Consider the following 15,516-nt stretch of genomic DNA (forward strand, 5'->3'; position numbering starts at 1 on the left):
ATTGCCCTTTGAGGAGGCACGGAAAATGGGGGATCTAGCAGTAGATTTCTGTGGCGAATGGTACGAGCCGTCGGACGAGGACGTCTTCAATATCGGACGCGAGGGCGACCTGGAAGTGGACGACAACCCGTACCTGCACCGGCGGTTCCTCCAGATCGCCCGGTACGACGGCATCTGGTGGCTCAGCAACGTGGGGAGCATGCTCTCAGCCACGGTGGCGGACGGTACCGGCGGGATGCAGGCGTGGCTGTCACCCGGGGCCAGGATTCCGCTTGTCTTCAGTCACACCAATGTGATTTTCACGGCCGGACCCACCACCTACGAGTTTGCCGTGCATCTCAAGACACCTTCGTTCCGTCAGGAGGCCCCCGATGACGAAAGCGCCGGGGACACCACCATCGGGCCGGTGGTCTTCACCGATTCGCAGAAGGCGCTCATCGTTGCCCTCGCCGAGCCCATGCTCCGCCGTGACGGCACCGGGTTCAGCGCCATCCCGTCGTCGGCGGATGCCGCCAGGACGCTCGGCTGGGCACTCACCCGGTTCAACAGAAAGCTGGACAATGTGTGCGACAAACTTGACCGCGTCGGGGTGGCAGGGCTGCGCGGCGGCGGCGGAAAACTGGCCACCAACCGGCGTGCCCGGCTTGTTGAGCACGCCGTGACGTCGCACCTGGTCACCGCCGCGGACCTGCACCTGATCGACAAGATGAGGGGGATCGACGAAGGATGAAAATCCGACTGACGCTGCGCCGGGACCCCGCCGACGCCAAAGACCTGGCCGTCACCGTTGACGGCCTGGCAACGGTGGCGGACATCGCCACCCAATTGTGGGCTGCCGATCCTGAACGGCGGGGCACCCGGCCGCCGGACAACCTGTCGCTCTGCATCGACGAGGCATTCGTGGCCGGCGGCATGCGCGGCAACATCCTCAACCGTGCAGACAACCTGCTGGAATCCGGGCTCAGGCCCGGGTCCATTGTGTCGCTGGCGCAGGTCAGCGAGCAGTTCGGGGCGCCGGGCGCCAACCGCGGCCCCGCAGCGGCGACCCTCCGCGTCCTGTCCGGGCCCGACGTCGGGCAGGAATTTTCGCTGCCCTCCGGCACCAGCTACATCGGCCGGGACCGGGACGTCGACATCCGGCTGTCGGACCCCATGACCTCCAAGCGGCACGCCCGCATCACCGTGGGGGAAACCGTTGAAATCGTGGACACGAATTCCGCCAACGGGCTGATCATGGACGGGCTGCCGGTCACCCGGGCCACGCTGAACTCCTCGGACACCGTGACCCTGGGCGACACCACCGTGTCCGTCGTCGGGCTGGGCCACCACGGGGGCGCACCGACGTCGCCGCTGGTGGACTTCAACCGCTCGCCGCGTGTGGTCCCGCGTTTCGCCCCCTCCAAACGCGTACTCCCGGCGGGCCCCAAACGCCAGGAGCATCACCCGTTCCCCTACATCATGCTGATCGCACCGCTCATGATGGGTGCGGTTTTGTTTGCCGTCACGGGCAACGTCCTCTCGGTCCTGTTCATGATGATGATGCCGCTGTTCATCATCGGCCATTACGTGGACCAAAAGATGCAAAGCAAGCGGGAGCGCAAGGAGCAGCTCAAGCAGTTCCGTGAAGCCATGGCGGCGTTCCGCAAGGACATCACCGAACTGCAGCACGTCGAGCGGTCCGTGCGCCTCCAGGAAGCTCCGTCCGTGAGCGACACCGTGGATTCCATCTACAAGCTGGGACCGCTGCTCTGGACGCACCGGCCCGAGCACAACGGGTTCCTCGGCCTGCGGTTCGGGCTGGGCACGGCGCCGTCGCGCATTTCGTTCGACGAGCCCGCCAACAACGAGACCGAAGCCGAATACATGCAGGAAATCCAGGCCTGCCTCAAACAGTTCCAGGACATCGAAGGCGTTCCGATCGTGTCCCAGCTCCGCTCTGCCGGCGCCTTCGGGCTCGCAGGAGCCCGCGGCCTGGTGGACGACGTGGCCCGCGGCATGGTCCTGCAGACCGTGGGGCTGCATTCCCCGGCCGAAGTGGTGGTTACGGCCATCACGTCGGCCAAGTCGAGGGAACGCTGGAACTGGCTTCAGTGGCTGCCTCACGTTGGCTCGGGGCACAGCCCGCTCAGCGGCGACCACCTGGCTGCGGGACCTGCCGGAGGGTCTTCCCTGCTGGCCCGGCTGGAGGACCTTATCGACCAGCGCGAAGCGGGCGCCCAGTCCCCGCGTCCCGCCCCGCGGCCCGCCCTCAACGGCGAGAACGGCGACATCCCCGGCCCGGTGCTGCCCTCCGTGCTGGTGATCGTGGAAGACGACGCACCGGTGGACCGTGGACGCCTGACACGGCTCGTGGAACGCGGCCCGGATTCGGGCGTGCACGTCATGTGGGTGGCCACCAGTGTCCAGTCACTCCCGGCCGCCTGCCGGGACTTCATGGTGGTGGATGGCGACCACGGCACCACCACCGGCCAGGTCCGGCTGGGCCGCCACACCTACCCGGTCAGCTGCGAAAGCCTCGACGCCGGCCTGGCCACCCAGCTTGCCCGGATGCTGTCACCGGTCATCGATGTGGGCAAGCCCGTGGATGACGACTCCGACCTTCCCCGCGCGGTGTCCTACGTGAGCCTCATCGGCAAGGACTTCATGGACAACCCGCAGGCGGTGGCTGACCGGTGGAAAGAGAACAACTCCGTTCACGCCACTGCAGTCGCGAACCGCAAGGACAACGGCACGCTCCGGGCCCTGGTGGGGTCCAAGGGCATCGAACCGCTGTACCTTGACCTGAAGAATGAGGGCCCGCACGCTCTGGTGGGCGGCACCACCGGCGCCGGCAAGTCGGAATTCCTGCAGTCCTGGGTCATGGGCATGGCCGCCGCCTACAGCCCGGACCGGGTGAGCTTCCTGTTCGTCGACTACAAGGGCGGTGCCGCGTTCGCCGACTGCGTGCACCTGCCCCACACCGTGGGCCTGGTGACCGACCTCTCGCAGCACCTGGTGCGCCGCGCCCTGACGTCCCTGCGGGCTGAACTGCATTACCGCGAGCATCTGCTCAACCGGAAGAAGGCCAAGGACCTCCTGGGCCTTCAGCGCGAGGCCGATCCCGAGGCACCGCCGTACCTCATCATCATTGTGGACGAGTTCGCCGCCCTGGCCACAGAAGTCCCCGAGTTCGTGGACGGAGTAGTGGACGTGGCAGCCCGCGGCCGTTCCCTGGGCCTGCACCTGATCCTTGCCACCCAGCGGCCCGCCGGCGTCATCAAGGAAAGCCTGCGCGCCAACACCAACCTGCGCGTCGCCCTCCGGATGGCCGATGAGGACGACGCCACGGACATTCTCGGTGTTCCGACGGCGGCTTACTTCGACCCCTCCATCCCGGGCCGTGGCGCCGCGAAAACGGGTCCCGGCCGGATCCAGGGCTTCCAGACCGGCTACGCAGGCGGCTGGACCACGGACAAGCCGCAGGCACCCCAGATCGACATCGTGGAAATGGCCTTTGGCTCGGGACCGAGCTGGGCCGCGCCGGCGCCGGAGAAGCCGACGCGGGAGGAACCGGCGGGGCCCAATGATATTGCCCGGATGACGGCCAATATCATCAAGGCCGCGGACGTGCTGTCCATCGCGCCGCCCCGGAAACCGTGGCTCAACGAGCTGGCAAAGACCTACGACTTCTCCAAGCTTCCCAACCCCAGGACCGATGAACGCCTCCTCCTGGGCGTGGCCGACGACCCGGCACACCAGGACCAGCCCACCGTCTTCTATGAACCCGACAGGGACGGCAACATGGCCATCTACGGGACTGGCGGCTCAGGCAAGTCAGCCGCACTGCGCGGCATCGCCATCGCCGCGGCAGTGACGCCCCGCGGCGGGCCCGTGCACGTCTACGGCATCGACTGCGGTTCGTCGGGCCTGAAGATGCTCGACGGGCTCCCGCACGTCGGGGAGATCATCAACGGTGACGACGTCGAACGCGTGGGCAGGCTGCTGCGGTGGCTGCGCGATGTTGCCGACGACCGCGCTGCCCGCTACGCAGAAGTGCGGGCCGCCACCATCGTGGAATACCGGAAGCTGGCCAACGATCCGGACGAGAAGCGGATCTTCATCCTGGTGGACGGCATGTCCAACTTCCGGGAGGCCTACGAATACAGCAGGCTGTCAGCGCTGTGGGACATCTTCCTGCAGCTGGCAACGGACGGCCGGCCGCTGGGCATCCACCTGGTTGTCACCGGCGACCGGCCCAACTCCGTGCCGGCCTCGCTGCTGGCTTCGATCCAGCGGCGCCTGGTCCTGCGGCTCTCCTCCGAGGACGACTACATTTCGCTGGACGTGCCCAAGGACGTCCTGAGCCAGGCTTCGCCCCCGGGCCGCGGCCTGCTGGGAGGGCACGAGGTGCAGCTTGCCGTCCTCGGCGGCGACTCGAACCTGGCACTGCAGGCCCGCGAAGTGCACAAGCTCAGCGAAGCCATGCTGCGCCAGGGCGTGGAAAAAGCACCGCAGATCGAACGCCTGCCCGAGCAGGTGGACCTGGACATCCTCCCCGCCGGGAGCCAGGACCTGCCGGTTATCGGCGTCGACGACGAGACGCTCCAGCCGGCTGAGATCATGGCCAAGGGACCGCTGCTCGTCGCGGGACCGCCCGGCGCCGGCCGCACGGTGGCGCTGGTCACCATGGCCTACGCGCTGCGCCGGTCCAACCCCGGCACCGAACTGATCTACATCGGCTCCCGCCGCTCCGCCGTCGCATCGCTGAAGGTCTGGAACCGTGCCGTCGTGGGCGCTGACGACGTCGAAGAAGCAATCGACGGGCTGGTGGACTACTCCTCGGAGAACCCGGGCCGGCTGGCCATCTTCATCGAGGGCCTGACCGAGTTCACGGACACAGGTGCAGAGTCCGGCATCGAGCAGCTGGTCACCACGTCCATCAAAGCCGACCAGTGGGTGGTGGGGGAGTCCGAGACCTCCACCTGGTCCTCCGCCTGGTCACTGTCGCAGCCGTTCAAGTCCGGACGGCGCGGACTGCTGATCAACCCCGGCGACATCGAAGGCGACAGCCTGCTGAGTACCTCGCTTGGCAAGATCAGTTCCGATTTCATTCCAGGCCGCGGCTACATCGTGGGCCGGGGGAAGGTCCGGAAGCTGCAGATTGCGCTGCCACCGGAAAACCGCAGCCAGGCCGATCCGGACCTCAACAGGGTGGGAGCATCACGGTGAGCGGACCACATGGGGACTGCTCCATGGGGAGCGGTGCCCATCGACAGTGGTTTGGGCCGCGGGATAGTTTCTAGGTAATGGATCTTCCGGATGAGCCGGGGGCCGCTGGGGATGCCGATCGGATCGGGTCCGTTGACTGAAGGAGAAAACTAATGGCTATTTGGGGTGCAGACATTGCTCAGCTCAAGGCACTGGGAACCAAGCTTCAGGCTGGTTCGTCCGAGATCGAGAAGGCCAAGTCGCAGCTGACGAAGGCTCTTGACAGCACCGACTGGAAGGGCCCGGACGCTGAGAAGTTCCGCAGCGAATGGTCCGGCCGCCACGTAGCGGACCTGGCCCGGGTGGCGCGTGCCCTGGAAGAGGCCGGCAAGCAGGCCAGCAAGAACGCTGCCCAGCAGGAAGAGGCTTCCCGCTAGGGAACGCCGCACCGCCGGCAATGCTGAAACGGAGGTCCCGGACGCAACAAAGCGTCCGGGACCTCCGTTTGCCGGTAGCCGGACAATGTCGGAGATCTAGGGCAGGATAGGTCTGTGAGCACAGGGAACACGGCAGCAGAAACTGAAACGCAAAGCATGACCGGGGCAGGCATAAGCCAATCGGGCACCGACCGGGATCAGGTGCCCTCCGGTGCGGTGCGCGAGGAATACGAGAACCTGGTGGAAGAGGTCCGCAAGCACCGCTTCGCGTACTACCAGGAGGACGCGCCCATCATTTCGGACGCCGAGTTCGACGAGCTCTTCCGGCGCCTCGAAACAATCGAAGCCATGCACCCGGAACTCGTGGCCAACGATTCGCCCACCCAGGAAGTGGGCGGCGAAGTGTCCGCCGCCTTTGCCGCCGTCGAACACCTCCAGCGGATGTACAGCCTGGAGGACGTCTTCTCCCTCGAGGAACTTGAAGCCTGGATCGCCAAGGCCGAGGCGTCCGTGGCCAAACTCGGGAACGGTACTGCCGGACCCGCATGGCTCACTGAACTCAAGATCGACGGCCTGGCGGTGAACCTGCTCTACCGCGACGGCAAGCTGGTCCGCGCCGCCACCCGGGGGGACGGCTACACGGGCGAGGACATCACCCACAACGTCCTGACCATCAAGGAGATCCCGCAGCAGCTGACCGGCGGGAACTACCCGGCCGAGATGGAGGTCCGCGGCGAGGTCTTCATTCCGTCCAAGGCCTTCGCCGAATACAACGAGGCCTTGATCGAGGCAGGTAAGGCGCCGCTGGCCAACCCGCGCAACGCTGCCGCCGGCTCGCTCCGGCAGAAGGACCCTGCGGAAACTGCCAAGCGCCCGCTGCGCATGTACGTGCACGGCATCGGCGCCCGCGAAGGGCTGGAGACCGTCAGCCAGTCCGACACCTACCGCCAGCTTGCCGAGTGGGGCCTGCCCACCAGCCCGTACTTCGAGGTCCTCGGCAGCCTGAAGGAAGTGCTGGATTTCATCAAGCGCTACGGCGACAAACGGCACAGCCTCACCCATGAGATCGACGGCATAGTGGTCAAGGTGGATGATTTCGCCACGCAGCGCGCCCTCGGCTACACCTCGCGGGTCCCCCGCTGGGCGGTGGCCTACAAATACCCTCCGGAGGAAGTCCACACCAAGCTGCTGGACATCGCCGTGAACGTGGGGCGCACCGGCCGGGTCACCCCATTCGGCATCATGGAACCCGTGAAAGTTGCCGGGTCCACCGTAGGAATGGCCACCCTGCACAACCAGGACGTGGTCAAAGCCAAGGGTGTGAAGATCGGCGACATCGTAGTGCTGCGCAAAGCCGGGGACGTCATCCCGGAGATCGTGGGGCCGGTCCTGGCACTCCGGGACCAGCAGGAACCGCCGGTGCGTGACTTCGTCATGCCCACGGAGTGCCCGTCCTGCGGGACGCCGCTTGCCCCCGGGAAGGAGGGCGACGTCGACATCCGTTGCCCCAATTCCCGGTCCTGCCCGGCCCAGCTGCGCGAACGCGTCTTCCATGTGGCCAGCCGCGGCGCGTTCGACATTGAGGCCCTCGGCTGGGAAGCGGCGATTGCCCTGACCCAGCCGGCCGAGCCCGCAACGCCTCCGCTGACCAGCGAGGCCGCGCTCTTCCGGCTCACCCGCGAAGACCTTGCCGATGTCCGGATCCGCCGTGAGAAGCGGTCCAAGGGCGTGGCTACGGGCGAATTCGAACTCGTGCCGTACTTCTACACCAAGGGCACAGCCAAGTCGCCGTCCAAGCCGACGGCCACCACGGAGAAACTGTTCAACGAGTTGGAAAAGGCCAAGACGCAGCCCCTGTGGCGCGTTCTGGTCGCGTTGTCCATCCGGCACGTCGGCCCGCGGGCATCGCGGGCGCTCGCCACGGCCTTCGGTTCGATGGACGCCATCCGGCAGGCCTCGGAGGAGGAACTCGCCCACGTCGACGGTGTGGGCCCGGTGATCGCGGCTGCGCTGAAGGAATGGTTCGCCGAGGACTGGCACCGCGAAATCGTGGACACGTGGGCTGAGGACGGCGTGCGGATGGAGGACGAGCAGGACGAATCCACCCCGCGGACCCTGGAAGGGCTGACCGTCGTGGTCACCGGAAGCCTTGAGGGCTTCAGCCGGGATGAAGCCAAGGAAGCCATCCTCATCCGGGGCGGCAAGGCGTCGGGATCCGTCTCCAAGAACACCAGCTACGTCGTCGCGGGTGAGAACGCCGGAACGAAACTGGACAAGGCCGAACAGCTCGGCGTTCCCGTGCTGGACGAGGACGGCTTCCGCGCGCTGCTGGCCAACGGCCCGGCCGGCCCGGCCGACTTGGCTGACCCCGCGGACGCGGCGGAGTCGGACGCGGCGCAGTCGGACGCGGCCGGTTCCGCGGGCCACGCAGCCAGCAACGGCGACGCCCTCGAAGATCACCAGGAAGAGCCGACGGAATGAGCCTCACCGCAGCGGACCTGCTCGAAGTGGCGAAAGCGGCAGCCGCGGCCGGAGCCGCGGTGCTCGCCACCCGCAATGGCGACGCCCTGGACGTCAGCAACAAGGGAGCCCCGGGCGACTGGGTCACCGCCTTCGACGTCGCGGCCGAAAACGCCGTGCGTGAAGTCATCGGCCGGGTCCGGCCGCAGGACGCCGTCACCGGCGAGGAACATGGCACCATCAGTCGCGACAACCCCAGCGGATTTCGCTGGTCAATCGACCCGCTGGACGGCACCACCAACTTCATCCGGAACATCGTCTATTACGGCACGTCGGTGGCGGTGGCGGATCCCGACGGCGTCTGGCTTGCCGGCGTCGTGAATGCCCCGGCCCTGGGCCGCATCTACTACGCGTCGCGCGGGGGAGGCGCCTGGCTCGAGGAGCGGGGGCAGCGGACCCAGCTCACCGGACCTGTTCCGGGCCGGGCCGGTCAGATCCTGGCCACCGGCTTCAGCTACGATCCCGGCGTCCGCGCCGAGCAGGCAGCGGCACTCGGCGGTTTCATGGAAGGTTTTGCCGATGTGCGCCGGCTGGGGTCCGCTGCCCTGGACCTCTGCCTGGTGGCGGACGGAACCCATGACGCCTTCGGGGAACGCGGACTCAATGAGCACGATTTCTCGGCGGGCGCCCTCATCGCCGAGGAAGCGGGGTGCTGGGTGCGCCGGCCCCGCCTCACGAGCCCCCTCGACGGCGGACCGTCGGACGAGGAACGCCTGGCGGCCTGGACGTGTGCCGGCACCCTTGAGCTGTCGGGCAAGTTTCCGCTCTAGGAGCCGGCTCAGGCGTGGCGCCCGCTCAGGCGTGCGCGCCCGCGAGTCCGGCGGCGCCTGAGAGTCCGGCGGCGCCTGAGTACCGGTTGAGCGGGCGCTCCAGCCCGTAATGCCCCCGGAGCGTGTCGGCTGTGTACTCGGTTCGGAACAGGCCGCGCTGCCGGAGGACCGGCACCACGTGGTCCACAAATGTCTCAAGCCCTGAGGGCAATACTGCCGGCATGATGTTGAAGCCGTCGGCAGCGCCGTTCTCAAACCAGAGCTGAATGGCATCGGCCACCTGCTCCGGTGTTCCCGAGAAGGTGCGGTGCCCGCGGCCCCCACCCAGGCGCCCGATCAGCTGCCGCACCGTGAGACGTTCGCGGCGGGCAAGCTCCACGATCAGGGTGTAGCGGCTCTTGGCGCCCTGGATTGAATCCTCATCGGGGAGGTCGGCGGGCAGCTGCCTGTCCAGCGGCAGGTCGTCCGGGCCGACGCCCAGCGTCCGGGCAAGTTCGATCCGCGCATACTCCGGACGGATCAGCTCATCGAGTTCGCGTTCAAGCTTCCTGGCCCCGGCTTCCGTACCGGCCAGCACGGGCACGATTCCGGGAAGGATCTTGATGCCGGCCGGCGGCCCACGTTGCCGAAGATCACGGGCGAGTCGGCGAAGAAGATGGAATCGAAGGTGCCGCGCTCGGCAATCCGGGCGAGGGCGCGGTAGTGGCTGATGTCCAGGCTAGCCAGCGGGTTGCTTTCGGGCAGCCGCCAGGAGGCTTCATGATGCCCGGTGCTCATGAGGAAGGCGTTGAGGTGCAGCGTGCGCTGAGGGGTTGCCACGGGAGGTTCCTGTCTATCGGGGCGGCGTGGTTGCCGGCGTCGGTGGTGCAAATCAACCACAGCCCGGCGGCGGCCGGCCAGGGCCGCCGACCACTGGAGCAACGCCCGGAAATGCAGGGAAACACCCGGAAATACGGGGCAACGCAGAGCAACGCCGCGAAACGGAGGGCAACTCAGGGCAACACCCGGACGCAGAGCGCGTAGTGATAGCTCAGTCACGGAAACGGCCCTTTCGCGGGTCCGGACGTGCGCCCGCGACTACCATGGATAAGTGCATTCGCAGATCATCATTCGTCCCGCCGTCCCGGCCGATTTCGACGCCGTGGCCCGCATTACGCGGGACGCCTACCTCGCCGCCGGCTACTTCGCGAGTGCCGACCACCCCTACATGCTGCAGATCCAGGACGTGGCCAAACGGGCCGGCCAGGCCACCATCTGGGTTGCCGAGCGGGCGGGGCGCATTGTCGGTTCGGTGACGCTCGCCGTCGCGGGTGAACCTTTCGCGGACATCGCACTGCCGGACGAACTCGAATTCCGCATGCTGGTGGTGGACCCGTCGGTCCAGCGCAGCGGCGCAGGCAAGGCCATGGTCGAGGCGATCATCGACCACGCAAAGTCGCTGGACGGCATCAAGGCCGTGGCCCTCACCACCGGCCGCACGTGGGAGAGCGCGCACGGGCTGTACCGGAAGACAGGCTTCCACCGCGTTCCCGAACGCGACTGGTTCGTGCCGGACACCGACATAAAGCTGCTGGTTTACCGGCTCGACGTGTAGCCGCCCTAAAGTGGTGCCGACTCAAGGCACCATCGAAAGGCACACCCATGCGCAAGACATTCGGCTCCGGCTCCTCGTGGGAGCAGACCCTCGGCTATTCCCGTGCGGTGCAGGTGGATAACACCCTGTACATCTCCGCCACCGCGGCGAGCGGCGACAACGGCATCGTGGGCGAGGGCTTCTACACCCAGACCAGGTACATCCTGGAAAAGCTGGGCGCCGTCCTGGCCGAGGCCGGATTCGACTATGCCGACGTGGTGCAGTCCAAGCTGTACCTGACGGACATCAGCAAGTGGGAAGACGCCGGCCGCGCCCACGGTGAAGTGTTCGGCGAGATCCGCCCCACGTTGTCCCTGGTCCACGTGCTGCCGTTCCTGGACCCCAAGATGCTGGTGGAGATCGAACTGGTGGCCCAGAAGAGCGCCAACTAACCGGCTCCAACCAGCGCGAACGGACACTCGAGGCCCTTGAATCCGCGGATTTAGGGGCCTCAAGTGTCCGTTCGCGCTACTTTGCAGGCAGGCCGTAGCGGTGTTCCGGGCGGCCTGTTGTTCCGTAGCGCAGCTGGATGTCGACGGCGCCGTCGTCCGCCAGCGAGGACAGGTACCGCTGGGCGGTGGCCCGGGAGACTCCCACCCGCCCGGCGACTTCGGCCGCGGAATACTGTTCCCCGGGCACCAGCGATTCGAGCACGGCGGCCTCGGTGGCGGAGCGGGGCTTGGCGGAGGGAGCCACGTCGCCGGGAATCAGCGAACGCTTGGCCCGTTCCACCGTGTCCTGGTCCAGCGCCCCCGGCTGGGCCAGGATCCGCCGGTACCGGGCATAGGAGCGCAGCTGCTGCGACAGGGACTCGGCTGTGAACGGCTTCAGCAGGTAGCCCAGGGCGCCGCGGCGGAAGGCCACCCGCAGCGAGGCCGCGTCCGACGCCGCACTGAGGATCATGGTGTCCACGTCCAGCTGGCCGAGCAGGTCAAGGCCGGACGCATCCGGCAGGTACACATCCAGCAGCACCAGGTCCGGGCGCAGGCTGTGGATGGCCTGCAACGCCAGCGATGCCGAACCCGCCGGCGGCAGCGCCAGGAAACCAGCCACCGAATCCACGTAGGCCGCGTGCAGCTTGGCGACGTGGAAGTCGTCATCCACGATCAGAACCCTGAAATCCTCAGCCATCGTTGTCCTTTCCGGTTACTTCGCTGATCCCGGCGGTGGTCCGCGGCAGTGTCGCCATAAAGACGGCGCCCGGGCCGCCGGGGGAGCCGGCTTCCAGGACCCGGACGTCCCCGCCGCGGCGCCGCGCAAGCTGCCGGGCCAGGGCCAGCCCCAATCCCTGGCCGCCGCCGGCACGCGCCGGCCGCACCGACGTCGTAAACCCCTCGGCGAACACGGCATCCGCACCGGGCCCGTCCGCCCCGCCCGCCGCGGAGTGCACGGCCAGGCCGTCGCCGGAGTCCGCGACGACGATATGCAGCGTGCCGCCGTCGGGTCCCGGTTCGTCCAGCAGCTCTACTTCCACCCAGCGGTCCGCCGCGGAACCGGCGACGGCGGCGTTCACGGCGTTGTCGATCAGGTTCCCCAGCACCGTGGTGACGTCCTGCGGCTCGGTGACCTGGCCGCGCACCAGCGTTTCCGGGCCGATGCGCAGCATCACGCCGCGTTCGTCCGCTTCCACGCCCTTGGCGCCCACGAAAGCCTGCAAGTACGGGTCCTGGAGGAGCTCCGCCTGGTCCACCGGGAACTTCAGCGGTCCCGTGGCAGCCAGCCGGGCCAGGTAGTCGCGGGCCTGCTGGTGCTGCCCGATGCTCATGAAACCGGCAATGGTGTGCAGCTGGTTGGCGAACTCGTGGCGCTGGGCCCGCAGCGCCGTGGACATGGTGCCCACGGCATCGAGCTGGCGGGTCAGATGCTGGAGCTCGGTGCGGTCGCGGAGCATCACCACCCAGCCCAGGTCTTCCTGCCGGTGCAATGCCTTGCGGGCGCTGGCCACCAGCACGCGGCCGCCGGCGATGACTTCGACGGCGTCGGCTTCCGCGGCGTCCGGCAGGGTCAGCGCCTTCAGCTGTTCCGGGACCGGGGCCTGCTTCCACGGCGTGCCGGCGAGGTCCGGCCTGTCGAGGAGCCGCTGGGCGGCTGCATTGAAAACACTGATCCTGCCGTCGGCCGAAACGCCGATCACGCCGTCGTCAACGCCCTGGAGAACCGCCACCTGGTCGTGCACCAGCGTGCTGATCTCCTCCGGTTCCAGGCCGAGCGTCAGCCGTTGCAGGCGGCGGCGCAGGAGGAACGAGGCCAGGATTCCGGCCAGCAGCGAACCCGCCGCGGTCAGCGCAATCGGCGTGATGTCGCGGGCCAGGCTCTGGACCACGCTCTCCGTGGAATACCCCACGCTGACCTCGCCCACCACCGTGCCCGAATCCGGTCCGAAGACCGGCACCTTGGCCCCCGCTGAGGGCCCCAGCGTTCCAGTGTTCCGGGTGGTGACCTCCTTGCCGGAGAGCGCCTCGGACGGATCCGTACTGACCTTTTCGCCCAGCCGGTCGGCATCCGGGTGGGCCAGGCGCAGGCCTGTCTCGTCTGTTATCACCACGAACAGCGCCCCTGTGCGGGTGCGGGCACCTTCAGCCACCGCCATCAGCGGGCCCGCCAGCAGCACGGATGCCGGGGGAGTGCCCGCTTCGCGGCTGATGGCCTGGACTTCCCGGCGGACCGCAGGATCCGAGGCGACGGTGCGGGCCAGGGTGAGCGCCTGGTTCTCGGCTTCGCGGCCCAGCCGCTCGTACGTCAGCCAGGCATGCACGGCGCCGCTGAGCAGCACAACGAGCAAAACCACTCCGAGCTGGAGCAGCAGGGTCTGCGTGGAGAACCGCAGCGGCGGCCTCGGTGCCGGACGATTCATTGCCCTCCTGACGGGGTGGTGCTGACGGGGTGGTGGCTGCTGAGCTAAATGAGCAAAATGCTCCCAATAAGCAGTATGCCAATCAATTGAGCCAAAGGCACTGCCGTGACGCGGGCCACTCTAACGTCTGTAGTGCGCATCACACCGGAGTGGTGCCATTGACTGACAAAGGAGCCGGCCGTGCTGGTATTACTTGGATTCGCCATGATCGCGGTATTCATGGTGCTGATCATGACGAAGAAGTTGACGCCGGTGCTGGCGCTAATCATCGTCCCCACCGTTTTCGGGCTTTTCGCCGGGGCGGGACTCGGCATCGGGGACATGGTGCTTGACTCGATGAAGTCCATGACGTCCACCGCGGCCCTGCTGATGTTCGCCATCATCTACTTCGGCCTGATGATCGACGTCGGGCTGTTCGACCCCCTGGTGCGGTTCATCCTCCGCAAGCTGGGCAACGACCCCGCCAAGGTGGTGCTCGGCACCGCCATCCTGGCCGCCGCAGTGTCCCTGGACGGCGACGGCTCCACCACCTTCATCCTCACCACCGCAGCCATGCTGCCCGTCTACCTGCGCCTGAAGATGAGCCCGGTGGTCCTGACCTGCGTCGCCGGCCTCGCCAACGGCACCATGAACATCCTGCCGTGGGGCGGCCCCACCGCCCGTGCCGCTACCGCGCTGAAGATCGACGTCAACGACGTCTTCGTCCCCATGATCCCCTCCCTGATCGCAGGCCTCGTGGTGGTCTTCGCCTTCGCCTGGCTGCTTGGCCTGCAGGAACGCAACCGGCTCCGCACCACCGCACCGGAAATCTGGGGCGTGCCGGATACTGCAGAAGAGTTCGACGGCGGCATCACCGGCGGCGGTAGCAGCACCTCCCGCCGCGGCCCGGGCAACGGCGGCACCGGCACCGGCACCGCACCGGGCGGCCCCGCCGTCGGCGGTTCAGTCGCAGTCCTCGAGCGCACCGAAACCCTCGTGGACGACCATGACTCCGCCATGGCGGACACCGCCCTTGACCCGAACCGCAAGACCCTGCGACCCAAGCTGTTCTGGTTCAACCTGGGCCTCACCGTCGCCGTTATGGTCATGCTCGTGGCCGACCTGGTGCCGCTGCCGTTCGTCTTCATGGTGGGCTCCGCCATCGCCCTGCTCATCAACTTCCCCAAGGTCAAGGACCAGGGTGCCCAGCTCATCGCCCACGCCCCGTCCATCGTGGCCGTGGTCAGCATGGTCATGGCCGCAGCGGTCCTCACCGGCGTACTGAAAGGCACCGGCATGGTCGAGGCCATGTCCGCCTGGCTGGTCCAGATCATCCCCACCAGCATGGGCCCGTTCATGGCCGTGATCACCGGCGTGCTCAGCATCCCCATGACGTTCTTCATGAGCAACGACGCCTTCTACTTCGGTGTCCTCCCCGTGCTGAGCGAGACCGCGGCACACTACGGCGTCAGCGCCGCCGACATGGCGCGGGCCTCCATCACCGGCCAGCCGTTCCACCTGCAGAGCCCGCTGGTGCCCGCCATCCTGCTGCTCGTGTCACTCGCCAAGGTGGACCTCGGCGACCACCACAAGAAAGTGCTGTGGCGTACCGCCGTCATCTCGCTCGTCATGCTCGGTGTCGGAATGCTGACGGGAGCCATCGGCATCGGCTAGGGTAAAGCTGCCCGCGGCTCCTGTTGCCTGCAGCTCACGCTGCCTGAGGCCGGCGCCGCGGGTCGGTGTTGCCCGTCTGACGCCCGCTGGGGGTCGTCAGGCGGGCACACTGTTGCAACGTAGACTATGGGGGAAACCAAAACTACATTGCAGGGGAGATCCATGGCTGCGATCAACCGCGACGACGTCGCGCATCTCGCGCGTCTCGCGCACATCGAGATGAGTGCTGAAGAGCTGGACCGGATGGCCGGCGAACTCGCCGTCATCGTCGAATCAGTGAAGTCCGTAAGTGAAGCCGCCGGTGATGATGTCCCGGCCACGTCCCACCCGATTCCGCTGACGAATGTGTTCCGCGAGGACGTTGTGGGCCACACCTTCACCTCCGAGCAGTCCTTGAGCGGTGCCCCTGACGCCTACGAAGGCCGCTTCAAGGTTCCGGCAATCCTGGATGAGGACTGACAC

The 15,516-nt window shown here is 67.3% G+C and carries 11 protein-coding genes and 1 pseudogene; 9 read left to right on the top strand and 3 right to left on the bottom strand.

The window, feature by feature from the left end; all coding sequences use genetic code 11:
• Nucleotides 1-25 precede the first annotated feature (25 nt).
• From AC1MDG_RS06625 to AC1MDG_RS06645, 5 genes are all read left to right on the top strand, one after another.
• Nucleotides 26-730, top strand: coding sequence for a hypothetical protein (locus AC1MDG_RS06625; protein WP_479808268.1), 705 nt, complete (start codon nucleotides 26-28; stop codon nucleotides 728-730).
• The gene (locus AC1MDG_RS06630; protein ID WP_479808269.1) at nucleotides 727-5,208 is read left to right on the top strand and encodes an FtsK/SpoIIIE domain-containing protein; all 4,482 of its coding nucleotides are present in this window, start codon (nucleotides 727-729) and stop codon (nucleotides 5,206-5,208) included. Before AC1MDG_RS06625 ends, AC1MDG_RS06630 begins: the two co-directional genes overlap by 4 nt.
• A gap of 152 nt (nucleotides 5,209-5,360) precedes the next feature.
• The gene (locus tag AC1MDG_RS06635) at nucleotides 5,361-5,624 is read left to right on the top strand and encodes a hypothetical protein (RefSeq protein WP_043479689.1); all 264 of its coding nucleotides are present in this window, start codon (nucleotides 5,361-5,363) and stop codon (nucleotides 5,622-5,624) included.
• A 156-nt stretch (nucleotides 5,625-5,780) separates the two neighbouring features.
• Nucleotides 5,781-8,105 carry an NAD-dependent DNA ligase LigA gene (ligA, locus tag AC1MDG_RS06640; protein ID WP_479809035.1) on the top strand — a complete coding sequence of 775 codons (2,325 nt, stop codon included), beginning with the start codon at nucleotides 5,781-5,783 and terminating at the stop codon, nucleotides 8,103-8,105.
• On the top strand, nucleotides 8,102-8,914 hold the full coding sequence (locus tag AC1MDG_RS06645) for an inositol monophosphatase family protein (protein WP_479808271.1): 813 nt from the start codon (nucleotides 8,102-8,104) through the stop codon (nucleotides 8,912-8,914). The genes ligA and AC1MDG_RS06645 overlap by 4 nt, the downstream gene beginning before the upstream one ends.
• Before the next feature lie 25 nt (nucleotides 8,915-8,939).
• Here AC1MDG_RS06645 and AC1MDG_RS06650 read toward each other — a convergent pair.
• Nucleotides 8,940-9,733, bottom strand: a pseudogene (locus tag AC1MDG_RS06650) (LLM class oxidoreductase).
• Nucleotides 9,734-10,004: 271 nt separating this feature from the next.
• Between AC1MDG_RS06650 and AC1MDG_RS06655 the strand changes: the two are divergent.
• Both AC1MDG_RS06655 and AC1MDG_RS06660 read left to right on the top strand, forming a co-directional pair.
• Entirely contained in the window at nucleotides 10,005-10,508 is a 504-nt protein-coding gene (locus AC1MDG_RS06655) for a GNAT family N-acetyltransferase (RefSeq protein ID WP_479808273.1), read from the top strand.
• Between the two features lie 47 nt (nucleotides 10,509-10,555).
• Nucleotides 10,556-10,939, top strand: coding sequence for a RidA family protein (locus AC1MDG_RS06660; protein ID WP_479808274.1), 384 nt, complete (start codon nucleotides 10,556-10,558; stop codon nucleotides 10,937-10,939).
• 76 nt (nucleotides 10,940-11,015) lie between these two features.
• Here AC1MDG_RS06660 and AC1MDG_RS06665 read toward each other — a convergent pair whose 3' ends face one another.
• Together AC1MDG_RS06665 and AC1MDG_RS06670 are read right to left on the bottom strand one after the other, a co-directional pair.
• Nucleotides 11,016-11,678 (bottom strand): response regulator, encoded by a 663-nt coding sequence (locus tag AC1MDG_RS06665; RefSeq protein WP_479808275.1) that lies wholly within the window; start codon nucleotides 11,676-11,678, stop codon nucleotides 11,016-11,018.
• Nucleotides 11,671-13,401: a sensor histidine kinase gene (locus AC1MDG_RS06670; protein ID WP_479808277.1), complete on the bottom strand. Its 1,731-nt coding sequence runs from the start codon at nucleotides 13,399-13,401 to the stop codon at nucleotides 11,671-11,673. Before AC1MDG_RS06670 ends, AC1MDG_RS06665 begins: the two co-directional genes overlap by 8 nt.
• A gap of 180 nt (nucleotides 13,402-13,581) precedes the next feature.
• On the opposite strand from AC1MDG_RS06670, the gene AC1MDG_RS06675 reads away from it, so the two are divergent.
• A complete protein-coding gene (locus AC1MDG_RS06675) occupies nucleotides 13,582-15,054 on the top strand; it encodes a CitMHS family transporter (RefSeq protein WP_479808278.1) in 1,473 nt (490 codons plus the stop codon).
• A gap of 162 nt (nucleotides 15,055-15,216) precedes the next feature.
• On the top strand, nucleotides 15,217-15,513 hold the full coding sequence (gene gatC, locus AC1MDG_RS06680) for an Asp-tRNA(Asn)/Glu-tRNA(Gln) amidotransferase subunit GatC (RefSeq protein ID WP_043479953.1): 297 nt from the start codon (nucleotides 15,217-15,219) through the stop codon (nucleotides 15,511-15,513).
• Nucleotides 15,514-15,516: the final 3 nt, after the last annotated feature.

The sequence above is a fragment of the Arthrobacter sp. AIWTK1 genome (assembly GCF_056680535.1).

Excerpts from the sequence above, each read along its gene's own strand:
- AC1MDG_RS06625 (WP_479808268.1), top strand. The coding sequence starts at position 26 with ATGGGGGATCTAGCAGTAGATTTCTGTGGCGAATGGTACGAGCCGTCG.
- AC1MDG_RS06630 (WP_479808269.1), top strand. The coding sequence starts at position 727 with ATGAAAATCCGACTGACGCTGCGCCGGGACCCCGCCGACGCCAAAGAC.
- AC1MDG_RS06635 (WP_043479689.1), top strand. The coding sequence starts at position 5,361 with ATGGCTATTTGGGGTGCAGACATTGCTCAGCTCAAGGCACTGGGAACC.
- ligA (WP_479809035.1), top strand. The coding sequence starts at position 5,781 with ATGACCGGGGCAGGCATAAGCCAATCGGGCACCGACCGGGATCAGGTG.
- AC1MDG_RS06645 (WP_479808271.1), top strand. The coding sequence starts at position 8,102 with ATGAGCCTCACCGCAGCGGACCTGCTCGAAGTGGCGAAAGCGGCAGCC.
- AC1MDG_RS06660 (WP_479808274.1), top strand. The coding sequence starts at position 10,556 with ATGCGCAAGACATTCGGCTCCGGCTCCTCGTGGGAGCAGACCCTCGGC.
- AC1MDG_RS06665 (WP_479808275.1), bottom strand. The coding sequence starts at position 11,678 with ATGGCTGAGGATTTCAGGGTTCTGATCGTGGATGACGACTTCCACGTC.
- AC1MDG_RS06670 (WP_479808277.1), bottom strand. The coding sequence starts at position 13,401 with ATGAATCGTCCGGCACCGAGGCCGCCGCTGCGGTTCTCCACGCAGACC.
- gatC (WP_043479953.1), top strand. The coding sequence starts at position 15,217 with ATGGCTGCGATCAACCGCGACGACGTCGCGCATCTCGCGCGTCTCGCG.